Genomic DNA, 17,535 nt, shown 5'->3' on the forward strand with positions numbered 1-17,535 from the left:
TTCTTCTAATTAAAGCGTTTTGATTATAACAACAATTTTTATCAATTGCTTGAATCATTTAACGTAATGCCAAGCTCTTCTAGTACCTCATTATTTAAATTCCATTCTTTATCACTATAAAGCATATTTGAATTTTGCGCACGGTCAAAAACAAAATCGAAATCCTTGCGTTTTGCAACTGTATTCACAGCATTAAATACTTTTCGCTGTATGGGGGCTAAAAGTTCTTTCTGTTTCCTGAAATACTCACCTTTTGCTCCGAACTTTTGATCTAAAAACTGTTGTCGTTGTTGTACCTTATTTTGAATTTCTTCTTTTTTCTTTTTCCGGAGTTTTTCAGTGTAGAGTATTTTTTTGGTTTCAAAATCTTCTTTCAACTGTTCAATTTCTTCCTTCATTTTTTCTAGTTCGGCATTCCACTCCGAACTTATCGTCTCGAGCTGTTGCTGTACCCCCTCATACTCCGACATTTGCGACAAAATATAATCGGTGTCTATATAGGCAATCTTCTGCTCCTGGGCTGTTGCTACTTGCACCATCAACAAAAAAGCAGAGCAGAGCAATATACATAGATATGTACCCTTTCTTATCATTAGAATGGAGCACCAATATTAAAGAGAAACTGCCATTGACCAGCCTCTACAGGGCTACCCGGTACCTTAATACCATCTAACCTGTAACCATAACTAAGGTCAACCAAACCCAATATTGGAAGAAAAATGCGAGTTCCAAAACCTGCAGCCCGCTTGAGTTCAAAAGGTTGAAATTCATCAAAGTTCAAGTAGGCATTACCGGCATCAAAGAAAGCATAGGGATAAACCTGTGCTTGTTGCTCGGTAAGAGCCGGATAACGAAGCTCTAAAGAATACTTTGTATATAGACGACCTCCTACTGCTTCGCCATCTACATATGGTGTAATAGAACCGGAACGTCCCCCTGGGAATCCACGCAGATCAATATTATCATCAAGGAAACTTTGCCGTTGCTGTAATTGCGTACCCCCTAGTTTGAACCGCTGGAAATCACTTTGTTGTCCTTGGCCCAAATAACCTAAATACCCATATTCTACAGTATTAGTTAACACCAATTTATCAACAAGCGTGGTATGAGTCTGGTAACTGGTTTTGAATTTATAATATTGAGAAAAATTAGGCAGCGGTGGCGCAAATTCTCCGGAAATTCGCAGTTTTGACCCGCGGGTAGGTGAAATTTTATTGTCCGTAGAGTTACGTTCCAATACTTGTTTAATACTCATTATACTGGATGTACCTTCGGCTAAGAAAGAGGTATTAGCCACATCATATAACTGATAAGATAACACCGATTGATGCGTAAAGTAATCATCCGGCCATTTTAGACGTCTGCCCAGAGAAAGACTGCTCGAAAACATTTCATTTCTTTGGCTATTCCCTCGATATTGAATCAGGTCATAGCTCATATTTACTCCCAACGACAACGGTCGACCAGCAAGCCATGGTTCCTGAAAACCTACACTGTAGCTTTGATACCCTTGGCCTGTTACCTGCACACCCAACGATAGTTTTTGGCCATCGCCAGAAGGAATCGGATTCCACCCCTCTCCTTTTAAAGCCCGTTGCATTGAAAAGTTATTAAAATTCAGCTTAGCCGAAAGAATCAACCCGATACCTCTTCCGCCCAATCCGCCGGAAAACTCAAAGTTATCGGTGCTTTGCGATTCATCTAAGCTATAGGTGATATCTACCGTATTATTTTCTTGATCTGGCGTCACGCTGGGATCAATAGACTGCTGACGGAAATACCCGAGCTGCCCCAACTCGCGGATAGAACGGATAATTTTTTGCCTACTATATTTATCACCCGGAACAGTACGAAGTGTTCTTCTTATAATATCGTCGTGGGTTTTTGTATTACCCGTAAAAGAAACCTTTTCTACATACGCAATTTCATCTTCATAGATATTCATATGCAGATCAACCGAATCTTCGGCGACCACTTCAATATTTTCTTGAACCCGGAAAAATAAATATCCAATATCTTGGTAAAGGCTGGTAACATCCGGCCCTTTTTGATTGATCTCTAATCGTTTTCTGAATTTTTTCTGGTTAAAGATCTCTCCTTTTTCAAAACCCAGAGTTTGCGTTAGTTGATCATCAGTATAAACGGTATTTCCTTCCCAATCAATATTACGAATCTTATACTGGGGGCCTTCTTCGATCTTAAGATTCACCTTAATGCCTTTTGCGGGTGTTTTCAAGACAAACAAACGTTTCTGGGTATAAGGGAAAGTATAAACCGTGTCAGATATAATTCGGAAATCGAGGAACCCATGCTCCCCATAAAACGCTCTCAAATTATCTTTTGCTGTCTTAAACTCATCTTCTTTATACAGCTTTTTAGAAAAGAATTTCCACCATTTATCTTCTTTAATAGAATCCAGAGCTTTGCGCAGTTTTTTATCACTGAATTTCTTGTTGCCCTCAAAAGAAATATCTTTTATTTCCAGACGCTCACCGGCATCAATATTGAACCGAACTGTAACTCGGTTTCTGACAGTGTCCGTTTTAGTTTTTTCTACTTCTATACTGGTATCCCAGTGCCCTTCTCCTTTATAATACCTGCGAATGGTATTTTTGGCCTGTGCAATAGACGATTCTGTTACTGCGTAGCCTTTTAGCAAAGTTATTTTTTCACGAAGATCTTTCTTTTCAGACTTCTTCACCCCATGAATCTCATACTTTTCAAGACGAGGTTGCTCTTGAACTATAATCTTTAAGTAGATTCCCCCGACTTCTCTGCCCATTTCTACAATCTCAATATTTGAGAAGAGCCCGGTACGGTATAAACTTTTAATAGCACTACTTATATCTTTTCCGGGAACGGTAATTTGTGTTCCCTTCTGCAGGCCACTGGTACCAATCACAAACTCCTTGCGAGAGGTTGTTAACCCTTCGACTTCAACACCCAAGACCTCAAGCTGTTGAGGCGTGGCGTTCATCGGGTTTTCGATATTAATAGATTTTGTGGAATCAGAAGGGGTTTCCTGTGCTACGGCAGGATCAACTAAAGAACCTATAATGAGTACAACAAAAAGTAATTTCTTCACGTGGGTTAATTCTTGAAACAAAATTGAGCTTACGTTATTTGTATGAGTAGGTTATGATGTCAGCTCTTGAACGTATCGATTTGTTGATTTCTTTTGTGCATCTTCAGAAAGTTTACCAAATCTGCGATCACGTTCTTGAAAAGATTGGATTGCTTTATATAATTCATCGCGGCGAAAATCGGGCCAATACGTTTCCGTAATGTACAATTCAGAATAAGCCAGTTGCCAAAGTAAAAAATTACTGATGCGATATTCACCGCTGGTTCGAATAATCAGCTCCGGGTCGGGAATATCCGCCGTTGATAAATGGGCTCCTATCATTTCATCATCAATATCATCGGGATCGATGTCACCATCCTTAATTCGGTGAGCCATCTTTTTAACCGCTTCAGTAATATCCCACCGCCCCGAATAACTAAGTGCCAAGCACAAATGAAGCCGATCATTATCCTTCGTTAAATCGATAGCTTCCTGTAATTCTCGCTGACATTTTTTAGGAAACCGATCGATCTGACCAATTGTTTCCAGCTTAATATTATTTTCTTTCAGGTTCTCGGCCTCTTTGCGAAGTGAGCTGGCCAACAAGCGCATAAGAGCATTGACCTCTATCTTTGGGCGCCCCCAATTTTCAGTTGAGAACGCATATAACGTTAAATACTTAACGCCAATTTGTGCACACGCTTCTGTAATATCGCGGACCGAATCGACCCCAGCCTTATGCCCATATGAACGAATATTACCCCGACTTTTAGCCCAGCGACCATTACCATCCATGATAATAGCAATATGCTCGGGGATCTCTCCCTGCTTGGTAAGGGCAGCCTGCAACTCTTTGTCGCGGCTATTCTGTTCGTTATTTGTTAGTGAAATTGGTTTCAATATGAAATATGACTGGTTTATTAAGCTATCAATATTAGAGTATTATCCCCGTTATATCAAGCTATAACTATTATAATTCCTTGAGCGCTTTACCCAATGTTATCATTTCCAATAATGCTAACGCTGCTTCACTACCTTTGTTTCCTTTATCTCCGTGAAGCCCACAACGTTCTTGGGCTTGTTTTACCGTGTCTGTAGTTAGAACGCCAAAGACCACCGGCTTATTACCCTTCATATTCAAATCAGTTACACCACGATTTACAGCATCACAAACGTAATCAAAATGGGGAGTATCGCCTTGTATAACAGCCCCTAAGGTAACCACGCCATCTACCTTTTCCAAGAGTTTACGCGCTGTAAATGGAATTTCATAGGCACCGGGGCAGCGTGCTATCAATATATCACCTTCAGCAATGCCTTTCCCTTTCAAAGTATGAAGAGCTCCTTCCAGTAACTCATCAGTTATAAACGAATTCCACTTAGCTACGACGATACCAACTTTCACATTAGTACCATCTGTATTGCCTTCTAATTCTTGATAACTCATGAAACTTAAACTGATATTTTCTTTCGCTGCTTTGTCATGCGCTGGAGACGGTGCACATACTTAGCATTTATTGTGACTACTCCAAAAAACTTTTGATACTCTTTATCTCCACCGTGAAAGTCACTGCCCCCGGTTTTCAACAACTTATGTTCATTAGCAAATGCCTCAACCCATTTTTGAGTCTTATAGTTGTGGCTGGGATGAATAAACTCGATACCATCTACCCCGGCTTCTACTAGCTCAGTAAGATCATCCTTGTTATACAGGTTCCCCGGATGTGCTACAATAACTGCTCCCCCTGCCTCTTTTACCGTATCGATAACTTCGTGGTGGGTGTAATAGTCGTTCTTAATAGTACCCAGCGACTCATCACTCAAATACCGTATAAAAGCCTCTTTAAATGATGCCACATAACCTTTATCGATCAATACTGCTGCTATATGCGGGCGGCCGATGTTTCCGCCATTTGCTTCTGCCTTTACTTCGTTGATATCAATAAGAATACCCTCTTTGGATAGCTCATTGATAATCCATTTCCCTCTTTCTAAACGTGAATGGTAATGACGGGCAACCAATTTTTTAATAGCAGCATGGTCGGGGTCAAAACAATAGGCTAGCAAATGACACTCACGACCGTTAAAATCGGAGGTAATCTCTACACCGGGTATTAACTCTATACCTAACTCACGAGCCTTTTCCCGAGCTCGCTGATACCCACGAATAGTATCGTGATCCGTTATCGAAATGATATCCAATTTATGACGCTTGGCATTCCGGACCACATCTTCAGGTTCCATATGCCCGTCTGATGCCACTGTATGTATATGTAAATCTGCTTTTGCCACTAGTTAGAAACCGATAAAATGTTATTATAACGACTCGAATCCATTAATACCTTTACCGCTTCATTCACCACTCTGTCATAAGGTAATGAGGCAGAATACTGCCCCTTCTTCCCCTTGTAACGGGCAATTAACTCTTGGTAAAGAAGTTGGTCAATCACATCACGCTGATTATAAAAAGCCTGCGTTTTATTTGATTCAATCTTATTGCCGAGTGCAGTAAGATGTTTCTTTTCATCTTCAGCTATCTGCAATGCCGAATCGATCTTTGCCAGATATTTTTCGGAAGGAGTTTCATATTCAAATTCCTGATCTTCTATATAACGTTGGAATTTTTCAAATAATGTATCAGCCCCCATTTTGTGCTCTAACGAATCATGATTTGCTGCATACTTATTGGCAAATTTAAAAATCATATTCTGCTGCATTAAAGAAGTTTGGAGCAGGCTGGGTTTTTTATCCGATATTTGAATATCCGGGCTAATGCCATCCCCGTCAAAAACTGGACGTCCACTTTTTGTTCTAAATTTTCTGCGGGTAGAATCAGGTTTATTGACAACACTGTTATTTTGATCATGCGTATAGGTAACCGACTGTATACTTCTTCCACTGGGTATATAGTAGCGAGATGTTGTCAACTTTAGGGAGGTATTATAAGATAACGGGCGTACAACCTGAACCAAGCCTTTCCCAAAGCTCTGCTCACCCATAATAACAGCGCGATCGAGATCTTGCATAGCCCCTGCCACAATCTCAGAAGCACTGGCACTTCCTCCATTTTGCAATATCACCACAGAGAGATCCGGAAGAAGAGGAGTTTCCTTAGTCTTAAAACTATTATTATGCTGACGTAACCGCCCCCTCGTTTCTACCACCGTTCTACCCTGTGGCACAAACTTATCTACCAAGCCTACTGCCTGATCTAATAATCCCCCCGGATTATTTCTTAGATCCAACACTAATCCCTGCAACTCTTTTTGAGCCTGTAAGTGCTCAATAGCCTCTTGTACTTCTCCGGCTGCATTTTGAGAAAAACGGCTTAATAGTATGTATCCAACTTTTTTCTGTTCTCCCACAAAACCCACATATGGCACATTTTTCACTTCAACGCGCTGTCGCGTCAATTCAAATTTCAGCGGATCATCGATGCCATATCGCTGAACCGTCATAGTAACAGTAGTGCCCGGCTCACCGGTTGTTAAGCTACGAACCTCTTCGGGACTTAAGCTATTTACTGGAACCCCATCAACAGCCGTTATAACATCTCCCGTTCGTATTCCTTTGCTATGGGCCGAATATCCCTCCAGGGGGGCAATAACTACAATATCATCCCCCCGATATCCCACATCCATACCAACCCCGCCGTAGCTTCCGCGGGTCATTATCTCCATACTCTGATTATCAGCCTCATCAATCAACACTGTATATGGATCCAGGGATTCGAGCATGGCATCAATCCCCTTTCGCATAAGCTGCTCCGGGTTTACCTCATCCACATAATGCAGCGACACCTCCCGATATACTTCACTAAAAATGGTAAAATTCTTTTTGATGAGGAAATAGATATCCGGGTTGCGTACCAATCCCATTACGGCCAGCGATGTTATCGCCAGCACACTACCGGCTACAATTTTTTTCCATTTCCCCATAAAAGACAACCCTACTCAGGCTTAATATTCAACTTTTGCCCCACATAAATTCTGGAATTACTCAACCCATTAAGACGCTTTATTTGACTTACCGATACTCCAAATGAGTTCGCAATTTCAGTAAGTGTGTCATTACTTCGTACGGTATACTGTATCGATTCTCCTGAATCATCTGCAGAAGCCAGATATGCTTCTGTTACATCTTTACCGGACTGTTGTTCCCGTTCAATCTGCTGTTTCTTGCTATAAGACATCGTGTTTATCTGGCTGTAATATGCTTTTTTCGACTTTGGTACATATATAACCAAATCCTCTCCGGCCCTAATAACATTCGATGTCCCATTCCAGGAACGAATCTGCCATGCTCTAACATCATACCATTCTGCAATATGTCCTATAGTATCACCACTTTTAACTTCGTAAGTAAATTTAACAGAATTTGCAGGGGCTTTTGATTTTGATCGTTTGCGAGAAGTAGAGGTTTTGCCCCGCGGTTGATTCGTCGGTCGATTAACAGCAATCTGCTCGTTGCTTCCGGGTGCCAGTGGAACTACAATTTTTTGCCCGGGATAAATAGTTTTAGACAGGCTCTCATTAGTCTCATAAAGCGCTCTGACTGATGTTCCATACTTTTGGGCAATATAACCTAAGGTTTCTCCCGAATTTACCGTATGCATAGCCACATTTTGGCTGCGTTTATTTTTAGGAATATCTTCGTAGTTAGAAGCAAATCGCTCTTTTGTACCTACCGGTAACTTTAAGGGATATTTATTGCCGGGAGGCGTTGCCCATCGCAACAATTCCGGGTTATATTCTTTAAGCTTATCAGTACTAATTCCGGCAGCATCAGCTAAGGCATCTAATGGCATTAAAGGTGCTACTTTATGTACCTTGTAGACATATTCGTCATTTTTATACTCTTCTTTGAAACCAAATTCTGTAGGGTTCATATTAATCATTGTAGCCGCAATAAAACCCGGTACATAACCTTGGGTTTCGCGGGGAAGGTATGGAAAAGCAGCCCAATAATCTTCTTTGCCAGCTGCCCGTATTGCTCGTTTTAAACCCCGGGGACTAATATTATAATTAGCCATTGCCAAGTGCCAATCGCCCCAAATGTTATATAAATCTTTCAGGTGCCGGGCTGCTGCACGGGTCGCTTTTTCAGGGTCCCTTCGTTCATCTATCCACCAGTTAACTTCTAATCCATACATAGAGCCGGTTGCCCGGATAAATTGCCACATCCCAACCGCGGATGCCCAGCTTCTTGCCTGGGGATTAAGTCCGCTTTCCACCATCGCAAGATGGGTAAGTTCGGTGGGCACTCCTTCGGCTTCAAAAATTTCGCGCATCATTGGAAAATACTTTTCCTTACGCTCTAACCACGACTCCATTACCTCCGGTCGTTTGAGGGTAAAATACATCAGGTGACGGTTAACCTGACGGTTTTGTACTAATGGAACCTCTGTTTTGGGTGTCGTAATATTATTCGGAAGCACATACTCCTCATTCATCCAGTCATCATCACCCGAATACAACTCTTTCTGGATAGCAAAAATCTCCCCCTCTACTTTATTAGCTGAATCCTGAATCCCATAAAATTCACGGTACTCCGTCATTACTGAACGATACAACTCACTAAACCGGGGATTTGACTGCACCTCTGGGTACGTATCTAACAGAGCCTGCAGAGAGTTCAGTGCATCCTTAATATGCTTTTCTGCACTTAGCGGATCATCCTGTACCTGAGCCTCCACGGCATTTACATGGGTGCGATAGATATCGGAGATACGACGCATCACATCTTTTTCAAAATTATCCAGCTTTTGTTTGGTGGGTTCAGCAGATGTCGAAAACTCATCATCCTCTGCTACCATAGGATTATCATAAGGAAGCAGTTTGGGCGAAAAATCTATTTCTTCCAGTTGAATTTTTGTGGTGTCTTGCTGTGCTATACCCGGATAAACTCCAACAATTAAAATAAGGATGAAAAGCGAATGTAACTTCTTCTGCATAGATATTTTCCGTCTTAGTAGATTAAAAGATGTATAATACTTTGTTATGTAAAGGATTCAGTGAAAGCTCCCCAAACCACACCGAAACATACTAACGAACACAACGTAATTTTAGCATAAAAAAATTTTATCTTCGGTTATCGGTCCAGCCTTGTACTATCGGCACCCTTCTTCCGGTACCAAATGCCTTGCTACTCATCTTCAAAGCCGGGGCCGCCTGGAACCGTTTATATTCCATATTATCGACCAATACAACAATTTGTTTAACTACCGTACTATCATAACCACGATCGGTAATATCTTCAACCGAAGCCTGATCTTCAATATAAGCTTTCAAAATAGCATCCAAGACCTCATATTCGGGCAAACTATCAGCATCTTTTTGATCCGGACGCAGTTCTGCGCTCGGTGGTTTTTCTAAAATGTTCTTTGGGATAACCGTTTCATTAAAGTACTCATTATTTAACCAATGAGCCATCTCATATACCTCTGTTTTATACAGATCAGCAATAATGCCCAAACCACCCGACATATCCCCATATAACGTACAATAGCCAGTTGCCAGCTCCGATTTATTACCCGTATTTAACAGCATGTGTCCAAACTTATTGGAGTAGGCCATCAACAATGTACCGCGAATGCGGGGTTGTAGATTTTCTTCGGCCACTCCAAAATCTGTATCCTTAAAAAAGGGATTTAACAACTCATTAAACTGGTTATAAACCTCCCCAATAGGAAGTTCATGACATGGAATGCCCAAGTTTTCGGCCAGTTTTTCTGAATCACTTATACTCCCCTCAGATGAAAACTCAGAAGGCATTGTAATACCTACCACATTAGCTTTGCCCAGTGCCTCAACAGCGATTGTTGCTACCAGTGCAGAGTCAATACCTCCACTTAGCCCCAATATGACCTTATCAGAAATAGCTGTTTTCTTCAAATAATCCCGAAGTCCTACTTTAATGCCTTTGAACATCTGGGCAATGGGGATTGGCACTTCCACAGTATCATTAGATTCAGATCGTAATGTAGGTTCTTTTTCCTCCCAATAAAGATCTGTAAAATCCTCCTCAAATAATGCACAACGGCTAACCAGATCTCCATCTGCATCAATAGCCATTGAATCACCATCCGAAACAAGTTCGGTATTTCCGCCCACCTGGTTGGCATAAAAGACAGGGATATTCCATTTTCTGGCGTGTTGCTGGAGCATCTTTTGACGCTTAGCCGGTTTATTTTGCGCATAGGGAGAAGCTGACACATTACAGATAGCCTCAGCTCCTGCTTCTGCTAGTTCTTTAACCGGGTTTACATCATAACTGAGGTACGAAAGTTCAAAATTGTGCCAAATATCCTCACAAACGGTTATACCCAGCTTTCTTCCCTTAAAGTTTATACACTCAAAAGTGTTAGCAGGTTCAAAATAACGCAATTCATCATACACATCGTAAGTAGGAAGCAACGCTTTATTCACCACTGCTGATACCTCTCCACCATCAGCCAGGATAGCACTGTTATAACACTTTCGGCCACTTTTAGCCGTATTGGGTGTTACGGTACCAAACAGTACCGGTGACGCGTTTTTTGTGTGTCCAATGATACGCTCATTAATATCATACACGGCGTCCAAAAACTGGGGGCGCTCAAGGAGATCCATGGGAGGATAACCACAAACGACCAGCTCCGGAAGTATTAACAGATCTACACTTGAGTTTTCAGCATCATTCATGGCCTTTTTGATGAGCTCAAAATTTCCTTCGAGATCACCAATTGTTGTATTAAGCTGGCCTAAACGTATTTTCATAAAAAATCAGATCGCAAATATTATTGTTCCGCTGAGTAGACTTGTTCCCCGGCAACCCAGCTTTCCAGAACTTTAGTTTCCCATATTTCTATGGCGGGAACTTCAAAAATATCTCGGTCAACCAGAATAAAGTCGGCCCATTTCCCGGGTTCAAGACTTCCCAGCACCTCTTCCTGATGACCGGCATAAGCCGCATTCAGGGTGAATGATTTTAGGGCTTGGGCTCTGCTTAAGCGCTCAGAAGGATACCATCCTCCCTCGGGATTACCCTGATGATCTTGCCGAGTTATTGCCGAATACAATCCATAAAAGGGATTTACATTTTCTACAGGAAAATCAGAACCCGAGGCCACTACTGTGCCCTGATCCCAAAAGGTCTGCCATGCATATCCGCCTTTTATACGCTCAGCACCAACACGATCTTCGGCCATATTCATATCACTTGTTGCATGGGTCGGCTGCATAGAAGCAATGATATTTAACTCTTTAAAGCGGGGAATATCTTTAGGAGATACTATCTGTGCGTGCTCAACGCGATGCCGCAATCCCTGTTCTCCAAGACTATCTTTCACATTCTCAAAACTGTTAAGCGCTACGCGGTTAGCACGATCACCGATAGCGTGCACATTGGCCTGGTAACCTGCGGAAGCTGTTTTTAAAATCTTTCCAGTTAGCTCTTCTTCTGATAAAAACAGCAACCCTTTGTTATCCTGATCATCAGAGTAGGGCTCTATCATAGCAGCTCCACGACTCCCCAGCGCTCCGTCAGAATAGAGCTTTACACTCCTCAGGGCCAACTTATCATCTGCATAGGAATTGACCGGTCCACCTTCCGACAGCTTATCAAAGGTTTCTCCTGCCCCGCTTATCATTCCGTAAATACGTGTCGTTAACTTTCCGTTATCGGCAAAATCTTTATACAATTCCCATGCCTCAACAGAAACCCCGGCATCATGCGCCCCGGTTAAGCCATGGCTTCTCATCTGTTGCAGAGCCTTCTCAAATGCCAGCTTTCGCTCCTTATCTGTTGGCTCAGGAATCTCAGCCTCGACAAGGCTCATTGCAGCATCCACAAATACGCCCGTAGGCTCCCCATCTTCATCGCGAATAATCTTTCCTCCTTTGGGAGCTTTTGTCTCAGCCGTAATTCCGGCCAGTTCCATCGCTTTTGAATTTGCCCATCCGGCGTGGCCATCAACCCGTGCCAGCCATACGGGGCGCTCATTTTCAGCTTTATCCAGCTCTTCTGCAGTGGGGAATCGCCCAATATCCCAATGGGTATGATTCCATCCGCGGCCCTGCACCCAATTGATATCGGAATATTTTGCTGCATACTCTTCAACCTTAGAAAGTGCTTCATCTAAAGATTGAGTGCCTGTTAAATCAGCATTCATCTGCTGAAATCCTAACCCCATAACATGGCCGTGTGCATCGATGAGCCCCGGCAGCATAACCTTGCCATCGCCATCTATTATCTTCGTAGATCCGTTACTTTTGAAGGTCGTATCACTATAAACATCAATGACTTTACCATTTTCAAATGCTATGGCAGAAAACTCTTTTAGATCACCATCATAAAAGGTATACCCTTTTACATTTTCTATAACAGTAGTCTCTGTTTTATCACTCTTCTGACAAGAAAAGCTAATAAATGCAAACAGTACGAGTAGAATCGCTGGGAATCGTATAATAGACATGAGCAAAGGTTTGTTAGAATTTAAGCCTCTAAATTTATGACAATCAATCTAGGATAAAAAATGTATTCATATTGATAGAACTAGCTACCGGTGAAAATAGGATAGGTATCTCGTTGTCCCCAATTCTTTAGCTTATCTTCTAAACTTTGAGGCGCCCAGGGTATACGATCTAATTCTGAAAAAGGGATCCACCTTAAATCTTTTAGCAGTTGTTTATCGCTGCCCAACTCTGGGTCACTGCCAAGCTCTTTTTGGCCCCTTTTCTTACTGACTTCAAAATAAAACTCCAGGGCATGGAAAGGGGGAGAGACCAACTCATTGATATGCACAAGCTCACCAACTTCAATCTCAAGATTTGTTTCTTCGTGGAATTCACGCTTTAGGCACTCCTCCATCGTCTCCCCAAATTCAATTCCTCCTCCCGGGGGCATCCAAAGCAATTTATCGGTAACCGGAGAATGAAGCTGGATGAGCAAAATAGCATCTGGCTGTACCAGCAGCCCACACACACGAGTACGCAGTTGATGCGAAAAAGCTGATACGTCAGCATTCATACAAGATGGATTACTTAACAGTCACTTTATCCCCATTTACCGGGAAATTAAGTTCGTGCTGCTTACCATATTTCAAGCTGGCTTTCACAAAATCCACAAAAAGCGGCTGGGGATTATTTACGGTAGAACACAATTCAGGGTGGAATTGAACACCTACAAACCAAGGATGATCGGGTAATTCTACAATCTCAACTAAATCGCGTTCTGGGTTAAATCCGGTCAAATTCATGCCCTCTTCAACAAGCTTATATCGCAAGTTATTGTTCACCTCATAGCGGTGGCGGTGACGCTCCTGAAACAGCTCCTTGCCATACGCCTGGTGAGCTCTTGAATCAGTTTTTACCTTACAATCGTACAGGCCAAGGCGCATTGTTCCACCTTTATCCTCAATATTCTTTTGATCGGGCATGAGGTCAATAATAGGATATTCAGAATCTTCATCAAACTCAGTACTGTTGGCGTCTTCCCATCCACATACATTACGTGCATATTCGATGACCGCACACTGCATACCCAGGCAAATACCGAAATACGGAATATCATTTTCTCGCGAATGCTGAGCAGCAGCCAGCTTACCTTCTATACCGCGTCCCCCAAAACCGGGAGCCACTAATACGCCGGATACCTCTTTAAGCTTTTCTCCAACATTCTCTTTTGTCAGATCATCGGACTGTATCCATTTTATATTTACAGAACAATCATTGACGGCCCCAGCATGGATAAAGGCTTCAACAATCGACTTATAGGCATCATGGTGTTCCACATATTTACCCACCAGAGCAATATTAATTTCGGTAGATGGATTTCGAACGGCCTCGACAAAACCGATCCATCGTTCAAGATCAGGTTCTGTAGACTTAAGATTCAGCTTATTAATAACGCGCTCATCTAACCCTTCACCCTGCATTAACAGCGGTACCTCATAAATGCTCTCGGCATCCAGAGAGGCGATAACATCATCATATTCCACATTACAAAACTGGGCAATTTTATTACGGATGGTATCATCAAGCTCGTGTTCTGAACGAGCTACGATAATATCGGGCTGCAATCCACTTTCGGAAAGTGTCTTTACAGAGTGCTGAGTAGGCTTTGTCTTTAACTCTCGTGCCGCTGACAAATAGGGTACCAGCGTTAAGTGAATAGAGAGCGTATTTTCTCGGCCTACATCATATCGCAGCTGACGTACCGCCTCGATATATGGTAAACTTTCGATATCACCAACCGTTCCCCCGATCTCAACAATCACCACATCATAGTCACCGGATTCGCCCAGCGCCAGGGTATGTGATTTAATTTCATCGGTGATATGCGGAATCACCTGTACCGTTTTACCGAGGTAAGCTCCCTGCCGTTCTTTGGATATTACGTCATTATATACACGGCCGGTAGTTACATTATTTTCCTGGGAGGTACGGATATCGAGAAATCGTTCGTAATGGCCGAGATCCAGATCTGTTTCTGCCCCATCTTCCGTAACATATACTTCGCCGTGCTCATAGGGGTTCATGGTCCCCGGATCTACATTAATATAGGGGTCCAGCTTTTGGACCGTTACCCGTAGTCCTCGTGCAACGAGCAGTCGTCCTAGAGAAGCACAAATAATTCCTTTTCCCAGTGAAGATGTAACTCCGCCTGTAACGAAGATATATTTGGTGGCCATGAGAGCAGTTGTTAATTAATTGAGGCGTTAAAAATACAAAATATCATCCTGAATTTAGCTCAAAACCATAGCCAAAACCCTATAAAGACACACAGGCCCTGAAATAAATTCAGAAAGAAGATAATGTTTTAATTTCCCACTTATTTGAAAAGAAAATAGAAGGTTTGTGCTCAGCATTCAAATGAGAGCAGAAGTTTTTTAAAAAAATATTGAACCTACCCTATAAATTATCTTTTACCCGGTGTAGCAGGTCGGGCTTATTTGTAAATATACCTGAAACACCGGCCTTAATCAGTTTTTTCATCTTCCGTTTACTATTTACGGTGTATATAAAGTGTGGAATCCCGTGCTTTTTCAAATTGCGACTCCACTTCTTGCTGAACTGGCGAAAACTACAATTAAAGGCATCGGCAGAGAATTTACCCACCTGCTGATGGGGCAACTGCCTTTGGGACTGGTGCTTATTATACAATAGCGCTACTGAAACTTCAGGATCCAACTGTTTTAAATGCTCTACTGCGCGATAGTCAAAACTGGAAAACAGCACATGCTTTTCCATCCCATACTGCTTGACCAGCTCCAGGGATTTCTGTTCTACACCCCCTTCAACCTGATCACTAACAGCTTCGGTCTTAATCTCAATATTGAGTGCAATTTTTCCGGAAGCAAACTGTAGCACTTCTTCAAGCGTAGGAATTCGCTGGTCGGCAAATTTTTTATCGAACCATGAGCCGGCATCTAATTTTTTTAACTTTTCTACAGTGTATTGCGGGATATAGCCGTTTCCATTGGTATGATCATCCAATGCCAGGTCGTGAAATACAACAGGCACCCCATCTTTGCTCATTAGTACATCCAACTCAATCATTTCCGCATCCATAGCAACAGCCCCCTCAAAAGCAGCCATCGTATTTTCGGGATAATAGGCACTGGCCCCGCGATGAGCAATCACAATAAAATCATCACCATCATCAAAATACAACGAAGGTAAGTTGGGACCTTTTGCCATAATTGATTGCGCCTCAGTATTTATATTAACCAACCAAAAGATCGTAAAAATTAGGACAAACCTGCTAATCTTCATTTTGTTTTTTCCACTCCAAATAATCGATAAGTTCTTGGATCTGATTACGCTGATAGAAAATGAGCCCTACATTCAATCCAAACACGACCAATATAATAGTTAAAAAAGTATCGCTGAGTTGGGTAATATCGTAATAGAAAGAATAGCCAAAGAAAAGAATAGCAGCAATATTAACAGCCAGCAATATCCACTTGTTGCGATACTTCTTATGCAGCTCCTCAATCTGGTCACCGGGCGGCAGAGAGAGTTTATCTTTCTTAAGATGAATATTTAAATATGATGTAAGGCGTTCTTGTTCTTCGGGATTACTAAAATCGGTCATTTTAATTTTTTGCTTTCATCACACGCTTCATCGCATTTCGCAATAACGAGCGTGAATCATACGATTTTGAAACCGTAATATACAGAAAATATAATCCAATCATCGTAGTAATACTGGCTACCATCGTAAACGATATTGATACCCATAATGGATTAATAAATCCCAGAATCGAAGCCATTATAATGGCAAGCCCCATAAAAATTTGGCAAATACCTACAATAAAATGCAGGGTGTTTAACGTATGTACCTGTGCGACGAAATTTGATACCCGGGAATTGCCCGTTGAATCTTGTATATTTGATAGCTTAGAATGTGTATACCATTCGCTGTCGTGGTTCTTTTTATCCATAGTGTGTCCCCTTATTTTTACCGTGTTATTACTACTAATTTAAGATTAATTTTCACTTTTTCAATTCCAGATACTATTTATGGCGAACTCTGATACTAATATTTACATCTATGGGCGAAATACCGTTCGCGAAGCCCTACAAAATGAAGCAGAAAAAGTAGAGAAAATTTTTGTCAGGGACTCTATTCATGACTCCAACATCTCTACCATCTTTGAAGTAGCTTCTCAACATAATATCCCCATATCCCATGTGCCCGGTTCCAAATTGTATGATCTCGTCGGGGGCGTTAATGATCAAGGGGTTGTAGCACTACGCAGTGAGGTTGGTTATCACGATTTCGGAGAATGGCTGGATTCTATCGATACCTCCGCATATCCGGCCATTTTACTGCTCGATGAGATTGAAGATCCCGGGAATTTTGGAGCTATTCTCCGAACAGCTGCTGCTGCCGGTATTTCTGCCGTTTTGGTTCCCAAACACCGGCAAGCTCCGGTCAATGCTACCGTTTATAAGACATCTGCAGGTACAGCAGGCCGCATTCCCATTGTTCGCGCCGGCAACCTCAACCAAGCTATACTGACACTAAAAGATGAAGGCTTTTGGATTGGTGGGCTCGACATGAGTGGTGATCAATCACTATGGGATTTGGAAGTAGATCGCCCCCTTGCTTTTGTTATAGGTAATGAAGGAGACGGTATCAGTCAAAAAACCTTAGAGCACTGCGATTATAAGTTTTCTATCCCCATGGAAAACCAAGTAGAATCGCTCAATGCTTCTGTTAGCACAGCACTTCTTTGTTATGAATGGCATCGTAAGAAGTAAAAGTGGCATTCCACTTTTACAGTACTTCATCCCGATAAAAACTGATACTTCCTATCCCAACTACAAACGTCATTACAACAGTTACTATTAATAAAGTCATTGCCTTGGTATGTGAGTTAATATTGTATAGATACCGCATACCAATTATGGGGGCAAAATGTTTCACTTTTTAAATTTTTGTTGACTTACCAGATCGCGAAATCAGCAATCGGATGGGATCGT

General features: G+C 41.9%; 15 protein-coding genes. 1 reads left to right on the top strand and 14 read right to left on the bottom strand.

Translation table 11 applies throughout. From position 1 onward, the window contains the following. Positions 1 to 41: 41 nt before the first annotated feature. The 14 genes from G3569_RS13255 to G3569_RS13320 form a co-directional block, all read right to left on the bottom strand. Complete coding sequence (locus G3569_RS13255; protein WP_165269923.1) at positions 42 to 563, bottom strand: OmpH/Skp family outer membrane protein; 522 nt, start codon at positions 561 to 563, stop codon at positions 42 to 44. A 29-nt stretch (positions 564 to 592) separates the two neighbouring features. Next, entirely contained in the window at positions 593 to 3,106 is a 2,514-nt protein-coding gene (gene bamA / locus G3569_RS13260; protein WP_205720205.1) for an outer membrane protein assembly factor BamA, read from the bottom strand. Positions 3,107 to 3,136: 30 nt separating this feature from the next. Then, the gene (gene uppS / locus G3569_RS13265) at positions 3,137 to 3,964 is read right to left on the bottom strand and encodes an undecaprenyl pyrophosphate synthase (protein WP_165269927.1); all 828 of its coding nucleotides are present in this window, start codon (positions 3,962 to 3,964) and stop codon (positions 3,137 to 3,139) included. Positions 3,965 to 4,034: 70 nt separating this feature from the next. Then, positions 4,035 to 4,511: a 6,7-dimethyl-8-ribityllumazine synthase gene (gene ribH, locus G3569_RS13270; protein WP_165269929.1), complete on the bottom strand. Its 477-nt coding sequence runs from the start codon at positions 4,509 to 4,511 to the stop codon at positions 4,035 to 4,037. A 5-nt stretch (positions 4,512 to 4,516) separates the two neighbouring features. Further along, positions 4,517 to 5,356: a PHP domain-containing protein gene (locus tag G3569_RS13275; RefSeq protein WP_350356565.1), complete on the bottom strand. Its 840-nt coding sequence runs from the start codon at positions 5,354 to 5,356 to the stop codon at positions 4,517 to 4,519. Continuing rightward, positions 5,356 to 7,002, bottom strand: a complete 1,647-nt coding sequence (locus G3569_RS13280; protein WP_165269933.1) for a S41 family peptidase — start codon at positions 7,000 to 7,002, stop codon at positions 5,356 to 5,358. The genes G3569_RS13275 and G3569_RS13280 overlap by 1 nt, the downstream gene beginning before the upstream one ends. Before the next feature lie 11 nt (positions 7,003 to 7,013). After that, positions 7,014 to 9,017 carry a LysM peptidoglycan-binding domain-containing protein gene (locus tag G3569_RS13285; RefSeq protein ID WP_165269935.1) on the bottom strand — a complete coding sequence of 668 codons (2,004 nt, stop codon included), beginning with the start codon at positions 9,015 to 9,017 and terminating at the stop codon, positions 7,014 to 7,016. Between the two features lie 127 nt (positions 9,018 to 9,144). Next, positions 9,145 to 10,821, bottom strand: a complete 1,677-nt coding sequence (locus G3569_RS13290; protein ID WP_165269937.1) for an NAD+ synthase — start codon at positions 10,819 to 10,821, stop codon at positions 9,145 to 9,147. A gap of 20 nt (positions 10,822 to 10,841) precedes the next feature. Continuing rightward, on the bottom strand, positions 10,842 to 12,518 hold the full coding sequence (locus G3569_RS13295; protein ID WP_165269939.1) for an amidohydrolase: 1,677 nt from the start codon (positions 12,516 to 12,518) through the stop codon (positions 10,842 to 10,844). A gap of 80 nt (positions 12,519 to 12,598) precedes the next feature. After that, entirely contained in the window at positions 12,599 to 13,072 is a 474-nt protein-coding gene (locus G3569_RS13300) for an NUDIX domain-containing protein (RefSeq protein WP_165269941.1), read from the bottom strand. A 10-nt stretch (positions 13,073 to 13,082) separates the two neighbouring features. Continuing rightward, entirely contained in the window at positions 13,083 to 14,735 is a 1,653-nt protein-coding gene (pyrG, locus tag G3569_RS13305; RefSeq protein WP_165269943.1) for a CTP synthase, read from the bottom strand. A gap of 220 nt (positions 14,736 to 14,955) precedes the next feature. Beyond that, a complete protein-coding gene (locus G3569_RS13310; RefSeq protein ID WP_165269991.1) occupies positions 14,956 to 15,744 on the bottom strand; it encodes a glycerophosphodiester phosphodiesterase in 789 nt (262 codons plus the stop codon). Between the two features lie 64 nt (positions 15,745 to 15,808). Continuing rightward, the gene (locus tag G3569_RS13315) at positions 15,809 to 16,141 is read right to left on the bottom strand and encodes a hypothetical protein (RefSeq protein ID WP_165269945.1); all 333 of its coding nucleotides are present in this window, start codon (positions 16,139 to 16,141) and stop codon (positions 15,809 to 15,811) included. Between the two features lies 1 nt (position 16,142). Continuing rightward, positions 16,143 to 16,490 (bottom strand): hypothetical protein, encoded by a 348-nt coding sequence (locus G3569_RS13320; protein ID WP_165269947.1) that lies wholly within the window; start codon positions 16,488 to 16,490, stop codon positions 16,143 to 16,145. Positions 16,491 to 16,569: 79 nt separating this feature from the next. On the opposite strand from G3569_RS13320, the gene rlmB reads away from it, so the two are divergent. Further along, positions 16,570 to 17,313, top strand: coding sequence for a 23S rRNA (guanosine(2251)-2'-O)-methyltransferase RlmB (rlmB, locus tag G3569_RS13325; RefSeq protein WP_165269949.1), 744 nt, complete (start codon positions 16,570 to 16,572; stop codon positions 17,311 to 17,313). Positions 17,314 to 17,535 lie beyond the last annotated feature (222 nt).

The organism is Fodinibius halophilus (assembly GCF_011059105.1).
GTDB lineage: Bacteria > Bacteroidota > Rhodothermia > Balneolales > Balneolaceae > Fodinibius > Fodinibius halophilus.